Genomic DNA, 17457 nt, shown 5'->3' with positions numbered 1-17457 from the left:
CCAGCAGGAGGGCCGGGAGGGCGGCCTCCCGCACCAGGTCGCGCGGCAGGGTGAGGCCGAAGTGGCGGCCGAGCACCTCCAGGCAGGTGCGGTGGAGGTCGTCGCCCGCACGGTCGTGGTCGGGCAGGCCGGCGGCGGCCAGCTCGGCCGTCAGGGTGGCGGCGGTGGCCGGCTCGCCCTGGACGTCGCCGGGGCCCCAGGAGGGGTCCAGGTGGAGGTTGAGGGAGCAGACCTCCTGCCCGTCCCGGTGGGCGCTGAAGAACGGCGGCACCGGCTTGCCGTTCTCCTCCTCGAACTCCAGGTGGAAGACCTCGGCGCCGCCGCGCGAGACGGACGGCTGGACGCTCAGCTCCCCCTGCCAGTAGCCGTACGCCACCGCGAAGGCGAGGTCGCCGCTGCGCCCGTGGTGCAGCGCGATGTCCTCGATGCCACCGGCGAATTCGAGCTCGTACTCCTCCACCAGGTCCTCGGCGGTGAGCTCGTCGAGCGGCCGCGCCGTGCGCTCCGGGAGCCCTTCGGCGAGCCGGGCCACCAGCTCCTCCGGCTCCAGGCCGCGGGCCAGCACGACGCTGTAGCCGCCGTAGGCGATCGATTCGGGTTCGGCGAGCCAGGTGAGTGTGTCCGTCATGATGATCATCCTGCCGCACTCCACCATTCGTTCGGTATTCCGAACGATCCGACCGTCCATCGAACCGCCCTCCAGACCTCCCGGCGCCGGAGCGTCAGTGCCAGAGCCCCCACGCGGCCGGCCGGAGCGGCGGGGCCTCGGCGAGGTGGCCGTGCTGCTCGGCCCGGTACTGCAGCACCAGCACCGAGCGGACCGGCTCGCCGTCCAGCGCGGTGTAGGCGTGCGGGAGCGCGGCGTCGAAGCCGATGTAGTCGCCCGGGCCCAGCTCGATCTCGCGGCCGTCGACCCGCACGCCCAGCCGGCCGGCCTGGACGACGGTGTGCTCGGTGCCGGTGTGGCCGCCGGACTCCTGCGCGGCGCCGGTGCGCACCACCTGGTCGTAGAGCTCGAACACGGCATCCCCGGACTCGATCCGGCGCAGCGGCCGCAGGTCGACGCCCCGCCCGCTGAGCACCTCGGCCTCGGCCGCCCGCACCACCGTCACCTCGCCGGCCGGGCGGGCCTCGACCAGGTCGGAGATCGGCACGCCGAGCACCCGGGACAGCCCGAGCACCGTCTCCAGGGTGGGGTTGCCGGCCCCGGACTCCAGCTGGGAGAGCGTCGCCTTGCCGACTCCGGCCCGCCGGGACAGCTCGGACAGGGACAGTCCGCGCTGGGCCCGCACCCGCTTCAGGTTGGCGGCGAGGACGCCCCGGACGGATTCCTCGGCGTCGTTCACGCTGGGCCTCTTCTCTTGCGGCAGTGTTCGATATACCGTACGGGACGCACACCGACGGACGGGGCAGCGTAGCGAAGCACCCCGCTGCCCTCACCCTCACCAGGAGACCGCAGTGACCGAGCCCGCCGAGCAGGCCGCGACCGCCGGGGCCACCGAGCCCGCCGACACCATCAAGTACCGGAAGAACGGCCTGACCCGCGGCGTCACGGACGAACTCGCCGAGAGCATGAAGCGGGGCTGGGCCGACACCGAGCGCACCGCCCTGGAGCCGGTCCCGCAGGCCGCGCACACCGCCCGCCGCCGCGCCGAGCTCTCCGCCGCCTTCCCCGGCGAGCTGCTGGTCGTCCCGGCCGGCAACCCCAAGGTGCGGGCCAACGACACCGACTACCCGTTCCGCCCCTCCTCCGACTACGCCTACCTGACCGGCGACCAGTCCGAGGACGGCGTCCTGGTGCTCGCCCCGACCGGGGAGAGCGGCCACGAGGCCGTGCTCTACCTGCGCGACCGCTCCCGCACCGACAACGGCGAGTTCTGGCTGGACGGCCACGGCGAGCTGTGGGACGGCCGCCGCAACAGCCTGACCGAGAGCGAGCGGCTGTTCGGCCTGCCCTGCCGGGACGTGCGCGCCGTCCGCGCGGACCTGCGCACCGCCACCGGCCCGGCGCGCGTGCTGCGCCGCCACGACGCGGGCGTGGAGGAGGCCCTCGCGGACCGGACGGCCGCCGAGCGGGACGAGGAGTTCGAGGTCTTCCTGTCCGGACTGCGCCTGGTCAAGGACGCGTTCGAGATCGAGGAGCTGCGCTTCGCCTGCGCCGCCACCGCCCGCGGCTTCGAGGACGTGGTCCGCGTCCTCGGCACCGACTCCGCGACCGCCGAGCGGCTGATCGAGGGCACCTTCTTCGTCCGCGCCCGGGTCGAGGGCAACAGCGTGGGCTACAGCACCATCGCCGCGGCCGGCCCGCACGCCACCACCCTGCACTGGGTGCGCAACAACGGCCACGCCCGCCCCGGCGACCTCCTGCTGCTCGACGCGGGCGTGGAGACCAACCACCTCTACACCGCCGACGTCACCCGCACCCTCCCGGTGAGCGGCCGCTTCACCGAGCTCCAGCGCAAGGTCTACGACGCCGTGTACGCGGCCCAGGAGGCCGGCATCGCGGCCGTGCGGCCGGGCGGACGGTTCCGCGACTTCCACCACGCCGCCCAGCGCGAGCTCGCCGAACACCTCACCGCCTGGGGCCTGTTCGGCGACCTGAGCGCGGACAAGGTGTACGAGCTGGGCCTGCACCGCCGCTTCACCCTGGCGGGCACCGGCCACATGCTGGGCATCGACGTCCACGACTGCGCCCACTCCCGCACCGAGGAACACGTCGACGGCCCGCTGGAGCCGGGCATGGTGCTCACCGTCGAGCCGGGCATCTACTTCCAGGAGAACGACCTGACGGTGCCGGAGGAGTACCGGGGCATCGGGGTGCGGATCGAGGACGACATCCTGGTCACCGAGGACGGCAACGAGAACCTCTCCGCCGACCTCCCGCGCCGCTCCGACGAGGTCGAGGCCTGGCTGGCCCGGCTGCGCGGCTGAGCGGTGGAAGAGCGGCACCGGGCGTACCCGGTGCCGCTTCCTCCGTTCGACTACGGCTGCTTCCGCTACTTCAGCTGCGCCAGCGCCTCCCCCACCCGCCGCACGGCGGCCTCGACGTCGTCGGGCATCCGGCCGGTGAAGCAGAGCCGGAAGAAGCCGGGCTCCGCGTTGTGCATGGTCCCGCCGGGCAGCAGGGAGACCTCGGTGGGCTTGGCGGCGAGGTAGCGGAACAGCCACTCCTCGTTCGGGTCGAGCCCGTCCGGCCCGATGGCCGGAAGCCCGTTCACGTGCTCGCCGGGCGCGCGCTTGCCGAGGTACCTGGTGAGGTCGAGCCAGAAGAACATCGCGGCGTTGTCGCCCTCCTGGTGGACGTACTCGATCCCGGCGGCGTCCAGGGCGTCCTTGGTCCTGCGGAAGCTCTCGCTCAGCAGCGTGCGGTACTCGCGCATCGCGTACACCGGGTAGGGCTCCCCGTCGACGGTGGCCTTGAACAGCTCCCCGATGACATAGGTCTTCAGCGAGTCGAACGGGGTGAACCAGGGCAGCGCGCGGGTCTGTTCGGCCGGGTCGTCGCTGCCGAGCATGGCGCGGTGCACGGCCTCGTTCTTGGAGATGACGAATCCCGTGCGGAAGCCGGACAGCCCGAAGTCCTTGGCGAAGCCCCAGACCAGGTGGATCCGGTCGGCGTGCTCCTGGTACGCGTCCAGGGCCACCGCGCTGGTGAACGGCGTCGTCCCGGTGTCGAGTTGGGAGTGACAGTAGATCTCGTCGGAGATGATGTGGAGGTCGGTGTGCGCGAGCGCCCAGCCGTAGATCTCGTCGAGGAGTTCCTTCGGGTAGTTGACGCCCAGCGGGTTGTGCGGATTGGTGAGGACGAGCAGCCGCGGGTTGTGCCCGGCCTCCTTCCGCGCCTCGTAGGCGTTCACGATCAGGTTCAGGGTGAGCCGGTAGCGGTCCTCCCCGTGGGTGGGCAGGTGCACGGGGACGCACTTCAGCTTGGGCCGTTCCTGGAACGACCAGTTGAAGCCCTGCCAGTACGGCGCCGGGATCAGCACCTCGTCCCCCGGCTTGAGCGGCACGCCGCCCGTCCCCTGCCGCCGCATGAGCCCGTAGGCGATGCACTCCAGCGCGGAGGAGGCCCCGGCGCAGCCGAAGACGTCCTCCATCACGACCGTACGGCCGAACGCCCGGCTGAGCAGGTCCGCAGCCTGCTGACGCAGCCACGGGATGCCGACCGGGGCCATGTACTTGATGTTCGTCTCGGGGATCAGCCGGATCTTCTCGAAGACGTCCCGCTGCATCGAGTCGTGGTACAGCAGCACGTTCTCCGCGACGGACAGGTCGACGGCGGTGTCCGGCGCCAGGTGCTGGTGGTAGAAGGCGAGGGCCTGCTCGAAGTCGGGCAGGCCGGCGTGCAGGTCGGCGACCGCCTGGGGTGAGGCGATCCTGAGTCCGTTCTCGGTGATGGTCATGGTGGGTCCCCTGTCGGGTGGGCGGGTCCGGCAGCGCGCCGGGAGGGGTGCCGGAAGGGTGCCGAACGACGCCGGACACTGCCGGGCGCTGCCGTTCGCACACGCATCGGCCCCAGCCGACCACGCCCCGGAAGCGGCCGCCAGCGCTCGGCGGCCGTCCGGACGGCGGGCGCCGGCCGGCCCGCCGTCCGGACCGGGACCCGTTCCGGACAGCGCGCGCTTCAGCCCGCCAACGGCTTGACCCAGCGGCTCCACTGCGGCTGGGGCTGGTAGCCGGCCGCCTGCCAGGTGCGGTGGCCGAGGGCGTTGTCGTCCAGCACCATCGCGTCGGCGCGCCGCCCGCCGAGCGCGGCGAAGCGCTCCTCGGCGGCCGCCAGCAGCGCGGTGCCGATGCCCCGGCGGCGGTGCCCGGGGTCGACGGCGAGGCGGTAGAGGTGACACCGCCAACCGTCCCAGCCGGCTATCACGGTGCCGAGGAGGGTCGCCGGGCCGTCGGCCGAGTTGACGCCGAGGGTGGCAGCCGGGGTCGCGACGATCAGGCAGTCCGGGTCCCGGGCGAGCAGCGCGGCCACCCCCGCCTCGTCGTCCGTGATGCTGGTGCCCTTGGCCGCCCGGGCCCAGAGGGCGAGGACGGCGGGGATCTCGTCGGGGACGGCGGGGCGCAGCACGATCTGTTCGGTCATGCGCGCCTGTCTAGCAGCCGTGCACCGCCGCCCACCCGGAATTCCGTACCGTGGACGTGCCTTGGACGTGCCTTGGACGTGCCTTGGACGGTCAGCCCAGCCGCCACACCGTCGTGGTCTTGACCGCGGTGTCCTCCAGGTCCGCGACCACCGGCACCTGGTACGCCGCCACCGCGGTGAACCGGTCCCGGGGCAGGTAGGCCCGGCCCGGGTCGCCGACGACGACGGTCGCGCCGCGCGCCGCGGCCCGCTCCAGGAAGGGCAGGAAGCGGGCGGCCATGGCCCGTTCGTAGAAGACGTCGCCCGCGAGCACCACCTCGGCGGGCCCGCCGTCGCCGTCCACCAGGTCCACCAGGGCGCCGTCCACCCGCACCCCGTTGGCCTCGGCGTTCAGCCCGATCGCGGCCACCGCGTAGGCGTCGATCTCGGCGGCGCGCACCTCCGTCGCCCCGCGCAGCGCGGCGGCCACCCCGACCAGCCCGGAGCCGGCCGCGACGTCCAACACCGTACGGCCGTCGACCAGTTCGGGGTGGTCCAGCACGTAGCGGGCGACCGCCACCCCGCCCGCCCAGGCGAAGGCCCAGAACGGCGGCGGCAGTCCGGCCTGCCCGCGCGCCCGTTCGGTGGTCTCCCACAGGGCGATGGCGTCCTCGGCCATGTGCAGGCTGATCTCGGGCACGAAGGGGACGGGCTTCAGCTCCGTCTCCCGCCGGATGAAGGCGAGGTCCTCGGCGGTCTGAGGATCGGTCTGAAGGGCGGGTGGGAGAGCGGGTCGGAGAGTGCGCAGCTCACTCGGCATGTGCGCAGCATAGGGCCCGCGCGGGGGTGCTCCCCGCCACCCGCCCGGCGGGACGGGGCCGCACCCCTCGTCCGCCGCCCGCTCGTCCACCCCCGCTCGTCCACCACCCGCTTGATCACTTCCGCTCGTCCACCACCCGCTTGATCTTCCCCACCGAGCGCTCCAGCGTGTACGGGTCCACCACCTCGGCCGCGACGGTGATCCCGACCCCGTCCTTCACCGCCCGGACGATCTCCGCCCGCGCCGCCTCCCGCAACTCGGCGGCGGCCTCCGGCCGGGCCTCCACCCGGACGGTCATGGTGTCCAGCCGCCCCTGCCGGCCGAGCCGGAGCTGGAAGTGCGGCGCGACGCCCGGGGTGCGCAGCAGGATCTCCTCGATCTGGGTCGGGAAGACGTTCACCCCGCGCAGGATGATCATGTCGTCGCTGCGCCCGGTGACCTTCTCCATCCGCCGGAACGCCGGCCGCGCGGTGCCGGGCAGCAGCCGGCTGAGGTCGCGGGTGCGGTAGCGGATGATCGGCAGCGCCTCCTTGGTGAGCGAGGTGAAGACCAGTTCGCCGCCCTCCCCCTCGGGCAGCACCTCGTCGGTGAACGGGTCGACGACCTCCGGGTAGAAGTGGTCCTCCCAGATGTGCAGCCCGTCCTTGGTCTCCACGCACTCCTGGGCGATGCCGGGGCCGACCACCTCGGAGAGGCCGTAGATGTCGACGGCGTGCAGGTCGAGCCGGTCCTCGATCTCGCGCCGCATCTCCTCCGTCCACGGCTCGGCCCCGAAGATGCCGATCCGCAGCGAGGTGCTCCGCGGGTCGACGCCCTGCCTCTCGAACTCGTCGAGCAGGGTCAGCAGGTAGGACGGGGTGATCATGATGATCTCGGGCTCGAAGTCCAGGATCAGCCGCACCTGGCGGGCCGTCATGCCGCCGGAGGCCGGGATGACGGTGCAGCCGGCCCGCTCGGCGCCGTAGTGCGCGCCCAGGCCGCCGGTGAACAGGCCGTAGCCGTACGCGATGTGCGCCTTGTGGCCGGGCCGGCCGCCAGCCGCGCGGATCGAGCGGGCGACCACGTCGGCCCACATCGAGAGGTCGTTGTCGGTGTAGCCGACCACGGTCGGCAGTCCGGTGGTGCCGCTGGAAGCGTGGATCCGGCGGACCCGCTCCATCGGGACGGCGAACATGCCGAAGGGGTAGCCCTCGCGCAGGTCGGCCTTGGTGGTGAAGGGGAAGCGGGCGAGGTCGTCCAGGGTGCGGCAGTCCTCGGGGCGGACGCCGGCCGCGTCGAACTTGCGGCGGTAGAGCTCGACGTTGTCGTAGGCGTGCCGCAGGGTGGCCCGCAGCCGGGTGAGCTGGTGGGCGCGCAGCTCGTCCCGACCCATCCGCTCGCCGGCGTCCAGGAGCTCGGGCGGTGGCGGCTCCCCGAGGTGTCGGCGCGGGACGGGTGCGGTGCCGGTCATCGTCGCTCCTTCGCTGCTCTGCCGATTTCACTGCTCTGCCGATTTCGCTGCTCTGCCGAGGGCGCCCGCATCGGGCGCCCATGGCGAGATCACCGACCGATCGTTCGGTCAGCCCCCCGCGCTCCATTGATCCAGTACCCGAACCACCTGTCAAGGGATCGCGCGGACCTTCCGGAATGTGAAGTTCCGACCGCTTCGCGGCGACTTCACGCCCACAGCTTGGCTAGCCGATATGAAAATCATTACAGAAGTTTGACTTGCTTCCACCCTTCAGCGCCCCGCCCCCATGGTTCAGTAGTGCGGTTTCTGTCCCGCACCCCGGAGTGATCACCGTGCCCACGACTCCCGCCCTGGTCAGCGCGCTGCGCGAACTCGGCGACCGACCCGCCGTCGTCGCCGACGGGCGCGCGATCAGCGGCATCGGCCTGCTGCTCGGCGTCTCCCCGCCGGGCGGCCTCCCCCGGGCCCTCGCCCGCCGCATAGCCGAGCACGCAGCGCTGCCGCCCTCCGCCGCCCGGGCCGCCGAGCAGCGGCTGCGCTACTGGGCCGGCGTCCTCGGCCCACCCCCGATCCGGCACACCGTGCTGCACCCGGTCACCGACCTCGCCGTCGACCTCGCCCTCGCCACCCTCCTCGCCGGCGGCACCGTCCACTGCGGCGACCCCGACCAGCCGCCCGAGCAGCAGCTCGAAGCCGTCGCCACCGCCCGGGCCACCCACCTGAGCCTGCCCTCCGCCCTGCTCTGGCGGCTCAGCGGGCAACCCGGCCTCGCCGCCCACGACCTCGCCGCGCTGCGCCTGGTCCTGCACGTCGGCCCCGAGCCCCGACAGGAGGACGTGTACGCCGCCGTCGACGCGCTCGGCGCCGTCCTCGCCCACGTCCGCGCCCCGGACAGCAACGCCGAGGCCGCCGACCGCCGACTGCGCGCCGACGCCGCGACCGCCTCCGCCGCCGCCTGGAAGTACGGCATCGGCGTCACCGCCGAGCAGGTCCACGACTTCGGCGCCCAGCTCGACCGCGCCGTGCTCGCCGCCCTCCTGCACACCCTCCAGCAGAGCGACGTGCTCACCGACCCCGCCCGCGGCCACCCCGAGGCCGAGGTCCTCGCCGCGGCCATGGTCACCCCGGCCCAACGCCCCCGGGTCGTCCGCTGGCTGGACGCGCTCACCCGGCACGGCCTGCTCACCCGTCAGGACGGCGGGGCCCAGGGCCCGGTCTTCCACGGCGGACCCGGGCCGGCCGCCGCCGAGGTCCGGGAGGCCTGGCGCCCCGCCGTCGAGACCTGGGCGGACGGACTCGGCCCGGCCGCCGCCCTCGATCGGGTCCGGCGCGGCGCCCTGCGACTGCCCCGGCTGATCACCGGCCAGGAGACCCCCCGACCGGCCGCCTCCCCGGCCTCCCCGGTCCGCTGGGCCGCCTCCCGCGGCTTCCTCGGCGCCGCCCTCGGCGCGCTCGTACGAGGCACCGCCGAGGCCCACGAGGGGCCCGGGCCGCTGCGCGTCCTCGAACTGGACGCGGAGGGCGGCGAGCCCGCCGTCGCCCGCGCCCTCGCCGCACGGCCCCGGCCGAACACCGAGCACCACTCGGTGCCCGACGGCGGCCGCTACGACGTCGTCATCGCGAGCGCGGGCGGGCTGGCGGGCACGGGCGGGCCATCGACGGAGGACGTCCCCACGCTGGTCCAGCTGCTCTCCCCCGGCGGTCGGCTGCTGCTGCTCGCGCCCACCACCGAACAGCTCGACCTGCTGATCACCGGCGACCCCCACGGCCTCACCGCCCGTCCCGCCGAGCACTGGCGGGCGGCGCTCACCGCCGCGGGCTGCCCGACGGTGCTGACCCTGCCGGAGGACGGGCACCCGATGGCACTGCTGGGGCAGCGGCTGTTCGCGGCCCGGGTGGACTGACGGGCGGGCGGGAGTGCGGCTGGCTACGCTCAAGAGTCATGACCACTTCCGCGCCTCCGGCCCGACCCGCCCGCGGGTCCATCGGCTCCCTCCGCTCGATCGGATCCATCGTGTCCGTCCGGTCGATCGGCTCGATCCGGTCGGTGCTGTCGACCGGATCGATCGGATCCCTCCTCTCCCTCGGCTCGATCGGGTCGGTGCTGTCCATCGGCTCGATCGGGTCGGTGCTGTCCGTCGGCTCGATCGGATCCGTCCTCTCCCTCGGCTCGATCGGCTCGGCCTGCTCCACCTTCAGCGTCCTGTCGGCCGGCTCCCGGCGCGGCCTCGGCCCGCTGCTGCCGGAACGTTCCCTCCGGTCGGTGCTGTCCCGGCGGCTCCCCTACCGGCCCGCCGTGGCCGGGCGGTGAAGTCCGGATCACGCACCGCCACCCGATCCGTACCATTTCGATACCGAAGCCTGGATGAGCTGCGAGGATCCTCGCCGCCCGGGCCCGTCCCCGGGTAGGCTCCGCTTGTCCTCCGGCCCTCGCGCAGGCGGCCCCCTGCCGCCCTGCCGCGTTCTCCGGAGGGCGCACCCCCGCGGGCCATTCGGTGGGCACCGCGCACTCGACACCGCGCGCCAGGGCAGTCGCGCGAACGGCGAAGGGCATCGCATTGGCGGATCGGCTCACCGGAGGAGACTCCTCACTGCTGCGGCGGATCAACGCGGCGGTCACGCTTCGGGCGCTGCGGAACGGCCACTCCGTGACCCTCACTCAGCTCGTCGGCGAGACCGGGCTCTCCCGCCCGACCGTCGAGGGCGTGATCGAGGGCCTGGTCGAGACCGGACTGGTCGCCGAGGTCGAGCAGCCGAGGGAGGACGGCCAGCCGGGCACCGGCCGCCGCGGCCGCCCCGCCCGCTGGTTCCGCTTCCGCGCCGAGGCCGGGCACATCCTCGGCATCGAGATCGGCGTGCACGACATCCGCGTCATCCTCGCCGACCTCACCGGCGAGGTGGTGGGCAGTCACTTCAAGCCGGTGGACGAGACCCTCGACGCCGAGGACCGGCTCGCCGCCGTCCGCACCGCCGTCGCCGAGGTGCTGCGCAAGGCCGGCATCTCCCGGGACAACCTGTGGGCGGTCGGCATCGGCACCCCCGGCATCGTGGACCGCGAGGGCACCGTCCAACTGGGCACCGCGATGCCCGGCTGGACCGGCCTCGACCTCGGCGCCAAGCTGCGGCGCTCGTTCCGCTGCCCGGTCCTGATCGAGAACGACGCCAACCTGGCCGCCATCGCCGAACACTGGCAGGGATCGGCGGTCGGCGCCGACGACGTCGTCTTCGTCATGGCCGGCCTCAGCCCGGGCGCCGGCTCCCTGATCGGCGGCAGGCTCCACCGCGGCTTCGGCGGCGCCGCCGGCGAGATCGGCGCCCTGCACCTGCTCGGCCAGGAGGTCACCCCCGAGCGCCTGCTGTCCACCACCGGAAAGCCCCTCAACCCGCTGGACGAGGCCGCCGTGGCCCGCGTACTGCGGCTGGCCCGGGAGGGCGACGAGGTCGCCAAGGTCGCCATGGACCGCTTCCTCACCCGCCTCGTCCAGGGCGTCGCCGCACTCGTCCTGGCCATCGACCCCCAGCTGGTGGTGATCGGCGGCTGGGCGGCCGGCCTCGACGGCGTCCTGGACCCGCTGCGCGAACGCCTGGCCCAGTTCACCCTGCGCGCCCCCGAGGTCGCCCTGGCGGCCCTCGGCTCGGAGGTGGTGGCGATGGGCGCCCTGCGCGTCGCCCTCGACCACGTCGAGGAGCAGCTCTTCGCGGTCGACCCGCCCCGGGCCTGACGCCGCGCTCAAGGAGCGGGGGTCACCTCAGGGCGCGAAGTCCGGGTCGGTCAGGTCGAGGGTGAGCGTGCTGCCCCAGTCGTTGACGAAGTGCACCAGCGGCCAGTCGACGGACGCCCCGACGAACGGGTTGCCGGTCGACGTGGTCAGAAGCCACCGCAGCCCACGGTCCGGTCCGAGCCGGCCGATGAAGCCAAGGTGCCCGAGGCCACTGTCGCCGTGGACCACGTAGCCCAGCCCGTCCGGCAGTTCGACCTCGTCGATGACGTCGACACCGCCCGCGTCCCACGGCGGATCCGCCACCAGTGCCGCCACGTCCACCGGCCCACCCAGCTCCAGCCGGAGGTGCTCCGGCCCGTCGATGTCCGCCTTCCGGGCCGTGCCGTCCGCCCGGACCCGTCCGTTGCAGGCCCCCAACGGCAAAGGCCCGGACGCCAGTTGGCGCCCGGGCCTCGACCTGAGGGTTTCCGGAAAATGGTTCAGGGGTTCACGCGTGGTGCGGGTTCACGGGTGGTGCGTCAGGAGGCGGTACGGACCTCGGCCGTCGCACCGACCGGGGTGACCTCGACGAGTCCGGCCTCGCCGAAGGTCAGCTTGCAGGTGTCCGCCCGGTAGGTGGCCACCGCCAGCGCCACCAGCCGGCCGGCCGAGGCGTACTGGGTGGTCATGACCAGGACGGGCGCGCCCGGCGGGCGCTCCAGCAGGGCGGCCTGCTCGGCCTCGGCGACACCCAGCTCGACCGAGCGGGACTCGCCGTCCACCTCCAGGCGCTCCAGCTGGCGCAGCACCGAACGGGCGCGGTCGCTCTCGGCGCGGAAGCCCGGCAGGTGCGGCAGCGCGGCGGCCGGGACGTGCAGCGACTCACTGGCCACCGCGCGGCCCTCCACCAGACGGACCCGGCGCACGGTGTGCACGGTGGCACCCTCCGCGATGCCGAGGCCCTTCGCCAGCTGCGCGGAGGCGGGGGCGGTGGTGCAGTCGACCGTCCGCCAGGCCTGGCTGCGCGCGGCGCCGGGCCAGCCCTCCTCCTGCCGGTTGACCGGGACGCCGACCCGCGGGGCGGCGATCAGCGTGCCGATCCCCCGGCGGCGCACCAGGCGGCCCTCCAGCTCCAGCTGGTCGAGCGCCTGACGCAGCGTGGCCCGGGCGACGCCGAAGCGCGCCGAGAGCTCGCGCTCGTTGGGCAGCACCTGGCCGGTGGAGAACTCCGAGTCGATGGCCCGCAGCAGCACCGTGCGCAGGTGCCAGTACTTCGGCTCCGGCACCGCCGAAAGCTGTCCTGTCGTCCCCACCGCGTCCTCCACCCGTGAGTTTGTCCGCCCTGCGACAAGGAGGGCGGATCCCCGGCCCACTGTCCGCTGTCGCGGCAGGTGGGAGAGCGGGCCTTTATCCGTCCTTCTTTATTAAAGGTCCTTGCAGTAAGTGACCCTAGGTGCTCCGTCCGGAGATGGTCAAGACCAATGGCGGGGCTTGATGGGACTGCCGCACATCTTCATGCCGCGTTCACGACAGCTCCTGTCAGCCACTGCCACCACCACCCGCGCCACCACCCGCGCGTCACGGTTCGGGCCGGGAACACCCAGTCGGTAGGCTGCTCGGGTGATCGTGGTGACGAGTGTGAACGTGAACGGAATCCGGGCGGCGGCCAGGAAGGGCTTCGTCGAGTGGCTGGCCGGCACCGAGGCGGACGTGGTCTGCCTCCAGGAGGTGCGCTCCGAACCCGAGCAGCTGCCCGTCGAACTGCGCGACCTGGACGACTGGCACGCGGTCTGGGCCCCCGCCGCCACCAAGGGCCGGGCCGGCGTCGCCGTCCTCTCCCGCGCGGAGCCGCAGCGCACGGCGATCGGCTTCGGCTCGGATGAATTCGACAATTCAGGCAGGTACGTCGAAATCGACCTACCCGGCTTGACCATCGCCAGCCTCTACCTCCCCTCCGGCGAAGTCGGCACCGAGCGCCAGGAGGAGAAGGAACGCTTCATGGCGGAATTCCTCGTCCACCTCACCGCCCTACGCGCCCGCGCCGCCGCCGACGGCCGCGAGGTCGTCGTCTGCGGCGACTGGAACATCGCCCACCGCCCCGAGGACCTCAAGAACTGGAAGGCCAACCAGAAGTCCGCCGGCTTCCTCCCCGAGGAACGCGCCTGGCTCTCCCGCGTCTACGACGAGGCCGGCTACGTCGACGTCGTCCGCGCCCTCCACCCCGACCGCACCGGCCCCTACTCCTGGTGGTCCTACCGCGGCCGCGCCTTCGACAACGACTCCGGCTGGCGCATCGACCTCCAGGTCGCCACCCCCGGCCTCGCCGCCAAGGCCGTCGAAGCCTACGTCGAACGGGCCGAGACCCACGCCGAGCGCTGGTCCGACCACGCACCCGTCACCGCCGTGTTCGATCTCGGCTAACCGGCTGACAGCCAGCGCTAGTTCAGCAGCACTGAGAGGCAGCCAGAGGTCCATAAAACCCAGCCGTGCCAGGATTCCCTCTCATCTGCAGGCCGACACGACGCCGACCTCAAGCTCCAGCGGACTTCCCCGCTGGAGCGTTTTACAAAGTGAGTCGATCGCCAGCTCCGATGGCATTGTCAACACTCCAGCGCCCTGTGGCCGGAGGCAGCCATCTTCGGTTTCGACGGCACCCTGGTCGACGGCAGCACCGTAGACACCGACGCCGTCCGCGCCGGCTTCGCCGACCTCAGCCTCACCGTGCCCGAGCCATGGCTGCGCGAGGCTCCGCCGCAGGATCGCGAACTCGGGAGGCCGCTGGGACGGTCACCGCTCCCCGCTCGTCAGTCGATCTTCCTCGGTCTCGGATCCGTTAGCATGCGTCGTTAGTTTTCGAACACACGGGCTGGCCGGTCGTCGGTCCGAACGCATGGGGGGGCATGCATGGCAGATCCTGACGCGGGCTTGCAATTCAAAGTCAGTCCTGCCGAACTGGACGGCTGCGGACAGAGCGCGCAGCACATCGGGGGCCTGATACCGGGCGAGACGTCGAAGCTCGCGGAGCCGTGCAACCAGGCCGCCGGCACCCTGAAGGGCTGGCTCACGGCCGCCGCGGTGCGCGACTGCGGCGCCAACTGGAAGACGCTGCTGGACAAGCTCGGCAGCGACGTGAGCGACGTCGGCACCAAGCTCGCCACCACCGCCGCCTACTACCGTCAGGCCGAGCAGAACGCCCACAACCGCATGCGCGACCCGGCCGCCCCCGTCCCGGACGAGCCGGACCCGTTCGGCACGACGGTCGTCCCGGGCCCCGTGAAGCCCTCCAAGGCGAAGGCGGCCGAGTAGCCCGATGGACATCAAGACGCTGTACGACGCAAACATCATCAACATCACCATCGCGAAGAACGCCTTCGACACGCTCTACTCGGCCTTCGGCCGGCACATCGAGTCCTGGCAGCACGAGGTCGCCGACCGGCTCACCAACTCGCACTGGACCGGCACCGCGTCCGACCACGCCCAGGCCCGGATCCGCTTCCTGGGCACCGAACTCCAGTCCGCCCACAGTGAGCTGGACCTCGTCGGCAAGGCCCTCGCCAAGGCTGCCGAGCAGTTCGCGCTGGCCCAGTCCCACCTGGTCCGCGCCCTCGACGACGCCAAGGCCGCCAAGCTCAACGTCGCTCCCGACGGCACCATCACCTGGGACAAGGAGCCCACGTCCGCGAACTACGCGGGAGCCGGCGCCGAGACGACGGCCATCGCGATCAGCAACCGCATCACCGCCGCGCTCAACGAGGCCGACCACGCGGACCAGGAACTCAGCGCGCGGCTGAGCCACTTCGCGACCAACGCCGGCAATGGCACCGGCCTGGACGCCGCCACCGTGGCCCAGGACCTGGCCGCCCAGACCGGGCGGGAGCAGATACCGCCCGCAGGCACCGAGCCGGCCGGCGTCAAGAAGTGGTGGGACGGCCTCACCGACACCGAGCGGCAGAAGTTCATCCACGAGCACCCCGACCAGATCGGCAACCTCGACGGCGTGCCCGCGGCCGTCCGCGACCAGGCCAACCGGGTCAACCTGAGGAACCTGATCAAGGACCGCGAGACCCAACTCGCCAACCTCGGTCCCGAGCCGACGAGGTACCTGAGCGTCGCCGAGACCAATGGCGGGCCAGTGGAGAACCCCGACTACACGGAGTGGAAGCGCAAGCACGACGCCCTGCAGGAGAAGCTCACCGGCTTCCAGTCCATTCAGAAGCGACTCGACGGCAAGTTCGCCGACGGTGGCGGGCCGAACTCCGACCCGCCGCTTTTGTTGCTGGGCATCGGCGATCAGGGGCAGGGCCGCGCGATCCTGTCCTGGGGCGACCCGGACAAGGCCAAGAACGTCTCGTCGTTGGTGCCCGGGCTGAACAGCACTCTGGCAGGCGTCGGAGCCGGCGACGCCTCCACGGCGAAGCGCATCTACCAGTCAGCCACGACCGCTGCGACGGCCAACGGTGACGTTCCCCCGAGCGTCGCGTCCGTGTTCTGGCTGGGGTACGACGCCCCACAGCTGGAGGGCTCCGGCTCCTCGGTGCTCATGCAGGACCGGGCGGAGGAGGGCGGCGCCGCGTACAACAAGTTCCTCACCGGACTCCGGGCCACCCATGAGGGGGCGCCGGCGCACATGACCGCGCAGGGGCACAGCTACGGCTCCCTGGTGGTCGGGAAAGCGACCCAGCACCCCGGTGGCCTGCCCGTCGACGACATCGTCCTGGTCGGCAGTCCGGGTGTCGGGGTGGACAAGGCGACACAGCTCGGGATCGGTGCGGACCACGTGTACGTCGGCACGGCCAAGTACGATCCCGTCGCGGACGCACCATCTCCCGGGATGCTCATTCCCGGTTGGGCCGCGGTCGAGGCGATCACGAATCCCGACGGGTCGTGGCACGGCGTGGACCCGGCGAGCCGGGGCTTCGGCGCGCAGCGCTTCTCCGTGGCGGACGGGACCGTGACCGACTCCCACGACAACTACTTCGGGAAGCACGACAAGGGCGGCGACTCGCTCCCCAACATCGGGAAGATCGTGAGCGGCCACGGGAACACGATCACCAGGGAGGACCCGAGGTGAGGGCCGCGGTATGGCGCATGACCGTGCCAGGGGTGCTGCTGGCGCTCCTGATCGGCTGGTACGCCTGGCCGGAGCCCGAGGAACCCACCGTGCCGGTCGAGCAGGCGCAGCACCGGATCGAAGCCGAGCTCGCCGACGTCGCGGGGGCCTTCCACCCGGGACTCCAGTGGACCGAGGCGAGGTACTACAGCCTGGCCGACACCACTGGGTTCTGCGGTACCCAGGGATGCAAGAAGACCGGCCGCGCGGAACTGCTGGCCGAGCAATGGGGCCGGGTCCGGATCGGGCCGGGGAAGCAGAATGAGCGGCTCGACGAGGTGCAGAAACGCTGGACCGCGAAGGGATACCCGGTTCGACGTGAGCAGCGGCTGCTGGAGGTGAAGGATTCGCAGCAGCACCTCCGGTTCCTGATGGGCGCGGACGGCTGCGCCGAGCTGCGTGTCTCCGTGGTCGATGTCGCCGACTCCACCGAGCCCGACGGCTCAGGCGGATTCGCGCAGGGGCCATCGGAGTCCATCAAGGCAGAGTGCGCGACGGTCGACGACCCCTATTGGTCGCACTGACACCGGGAGCCCGCCCGGCCGCGAAGATCACCGTCATGTGTGTCTGTGCGTGCAAGCCGTTGGAGGCATCAAGCTGACCGGTCAGGGCGGTCTCCTGCAGCAGCTGACCAAGCGGGTGCAGGAGGCCGCCCTGGAGGGCGAGATCACCGACCACCTCGGCTACGAGAAGCACGACTCTTCCCGCTGCTGCTTCTCTCCGGGGTGCTGCTGCCGATCACCGAGGCGGCCGCGCCGACCTGGCTCTACGTGCTGAGCCGGATCAACCCGGTGACTCACGTAGTTGAGACCGAACGCGCCCTGTTCGACGGGCAGTTGACAGAATCGGTGGTGCTGTACGGATTCCTCGCGGCCGGCGCCATCGCGATGCCGGGCGTCGCGGCCGGGATCCGCGGCATGCGCAACGCCTCAGCATAGTGCCATTTCTGACGAGACATCAGATCATCTGAAGGAGTCACCGTGACCGACCGCAGCGCGCCGGGCCCCGGCGCCCGCACCATGGACGTCTGGTTCGACCCCGCCTGCCCCTACACCTGGCTGACCTCCCGCTGGCTGCGGGAGGCGACCCTGGTCCGCCCGCTGGTGCCGCGCTGGCACCTGATGAGCCTGGCGCTCCTCAACGAGGGCCGCGACGACGACCCGGAAGGGGATCCCGACCGCTACCTCCTGGTGCCGGTGCGGATCGCCACCGCCGTCCGGCAGGCCCACGGCCAGGACGCCCTGGTCCGCTTCCACCGCGGCCTGTGGGCCGGCAGCGGCCGGCGCTGGATCACCGACCCGGCCACGGCGC

General features: G+C 72.4%; 17 protein-coding genes and 1 pseudogene. 10 read left to right on the top strand and 8 right to left on the bottom strand.

Annotated features, from left to right (window positions below; genetic code table 11):
- Together ACFU6K_RS09015 and ACFU6K_RS09010 are read right to left on the bottom strand one after the other, a co-directional pair.
- On the bottom strand, positions 1–628 hold a 628-nt coding region (locus ACFU6K_RS09015; RefSeq protein WP_380661796.1), incomplete at its 3' end, for a DUF6461 domain-containing protein.
- A gap of 94 nt (positions 629–722) precedes the next feature.
- Complete coding sequence (locus tag ACFU6K_RS09010) at positions 723–1346, bottom strand: helix-turn-helix domain-containing protein (RefSeq protein ID WP_380661795.1); 624 nt, start codon at positions 1344–1346, stop codon at positions 723–725.
- Between the two features lie 112 nt (positions 1347–1458).
- On the opposite strand from ACFU6K_RS09010, the gene ACFU6K_RS09005 reads away from it, so the two are divergent.
- Positions 1459–2931 (top strand): aminopeptidase P family protein, encoded by a 1473-nt coding sequence (locus ACFU6K_RS09005; protein WP_380661794.1) that lies wholly within the window; start codon positions 1459–1461, stop codon positions 2929–2931.
- Positions 2932–2996: 65 nt separating this feature from the next.
- Here ACFU6K_RS09005 and ACFU6K_RS09000 read toward each other — a convergent pair whose 3' ends face one another.
- The 4 genes from ACFU6K_RS09000 to paaK all read right to left on the bottom strand — a co-directional run bounded on the left by ACFU6K_RS09000 (position 2997) and on the right by paaK (position 7335).
- Complete coding sequence (locus ACFU6K_RS09000) at positions 2997–4403, bottom strand: pyridoxal phosphate-dependent aminotransferase (protein WP_380661792.1); 1407 nt, start codon at positions 4401–4403, stop codon at positions 2997–2999.
- A 221-nt stretch (positions 4404–4624) separates the two neighbouring features.
- Complete coding sequence (locus ACFU6K_RS08995) at positions 4625–5086, bottom strand: GNAT family N-acetyltransferase (protein ID WP_380661791.1); 462 nt, start codon at positions 5084–5086, stop codon at positions 4625–4627.
- 91 nt (positions 5087–5177) lie between these two features.
- Positions 5178–5885 carry a class I SAM-dependent methyltransferase gene (locus tag ACFU6K_RS08990; protein ID WP_380661790.1) on the bottom strand — a complete coding sequence of 236 codons (708 nt, stop codon included), beginning with the start codon at positions 5883–5885 and terminating at the stop codon, positions 5178–5180.
- Positions 5886–6000: 115 nt separating this feature from the next.
- Entirely contained in the window at positions 6001–7335 is a 1335-nt protein-coding gene (gene paaK / locus ACFU6K_RS08985) for a phenylacetate--CoA ligase PaaK (RefSeq protein ID WP_380661789.1), read from the bottom strand.
- Positions 7336–7667: 332 nt separating this feature from the next.
- On the opposite strand from paaK, the gene ACFU6K_RS08980 reads away from it, so the two are divergent.
- From ACFU6K_RS08980 to ACFU6K_RS08970, 3 genes are all read left to right on the top strand, one after another.
- Positions 7668–9239, top strand: a complete 1572-nt coding sequence (locus ACFU6K_RS08980; RefSeq protein WP_380661787.1) for a hypothetical protein — start codon at positions 7668–7670, stop codon at positions 9237–9239.
- Positions 9240–9277: 38 nt separating this feature from the next.
- A complete protein-coding gene (locus ACFU6K_RS08975; RefSeq protein WP_380661785.1) occupies positions 9278–9646 on the top strand; it encodes a hypothetical protein in 369 nt (122 codons plus the stop codon).
- A gap of 247 nt (positions 9647–9893) precedes the next feature.
- Positions 9894–11057, top strand: a complete 1164-nt coding sequence (locus ACFU6K_RS08970; RefSeq protein ID WP_049649337.1) for an ROK family protein — start codon at positions 9894–9896, stop codon at positions 11055–11057.
- Between the two features lie 27 nt (positions 11058–11084).
- On the opposite strand, the gene ACFU6K_RS08965 is transcribed toward ACFU6K_RS08970, so the two are convergent.
- On the bottom strand, positions 11085–11474 hold the full coding sequence (locus ACFU6K_RS08965; protein WP_380661783.1) for a hypothetical protein: 390 nt from the start codon (positions 11472–11474) through the stop codon (positions 11085–11087).
- Positions 11475–11575: 101 nt separating this feature from the next.
- Entirely contained in the window at positions 11576–12349 is a 774-nt protein-coding gene (locus tag ACFU6K_RS08960) for a GntR family transcriptional regulator (RefSeq protein WP_380661782.1), read from the bottom strand.
- Positions 12350–12665: 316 nt separating this feature from the next.
- On the opposite strand from ACFU6K_RS08960, the gene ACFU6K_RS08955 reads away from it, so the two are divergent.
- The 6 genes and pseudogenes from ACFU6K_RS08955 to ACFU6K_RS08930 form a co-directional block, all read left to right on the top strand.
- Positions 12666–13457 (top strand): exodeoxyribonuclease III, encoded by a 792-nt coding sequence (locus tag ACFU6K_RS08955; protein WP_380661797.1) that lies wholly within the window; start codon positions 12666–12668, stop codon positions 13455–13457.
- Positions 13458–13961: 504 nt separating this feature from the next.
- Entirely contained in the window at positions 13962–14342 is a 381-nt protein-coding gene (locus ACFU6K_RS08950; protein ID WP_380661781.1) for a hypothetical protein, read from the top strand.
- 4 nt (positions 14343–14346) lie between these two features.
- Positions 14347–16107 (top strand): alpha/beta hydrolase, encoded by a 1761-nt coding sequence (locus tag ACFU6K_RS08945; RefSeq protein ID WP_380661780.1) that lies wholly within the window; start codon positions 14347–14349, stop codon positions 16105–16107.
- A gap of 32 nt (positions 16108–16139) precedes the next feature.
- Entirely contained in the window at positions 16140–16670 is a 531-nt protein-coding gene (locus ACFU6K_RS08940) for a hypothetical protein (RefSeq protein ID WP_380661779.1), read from the top strand.
- A 201-nt stretch (positions 16671–16871) separates the two neighbouring features.
- Positions 16872–17084 carry a hypothetical protein gene (locus ACFU6K_RS08935; protein ID WP_380661778.1) on the top strand — a complete coding sequence of 71 codons (213 nt, stop codon included), beginning with the start codon at positions 16872–16874 and terminating at the stop codon, positions 17082–17084.
- 42 nt (positions 17085–17126) lie between these two features.
- Positions 17127–17457: pseudogene (locus ACFU6K_RS08930) on the top strand (disulfide bond formation protein DsbA); the annotation flags it as partial.

Source organism: Kitasatospora sp. NPDC057512 (assembly GCF_042802135.1).
Taxonomy (GTDB): domain Bacteria; phylum Actinomycetota; class Actinomycetes; order Streptomycetales; family Streptomycetaceae; genus Kitasatospora.
This window is presented reverse-complemented; position numbering and strand designations above follow the sequence as displayed.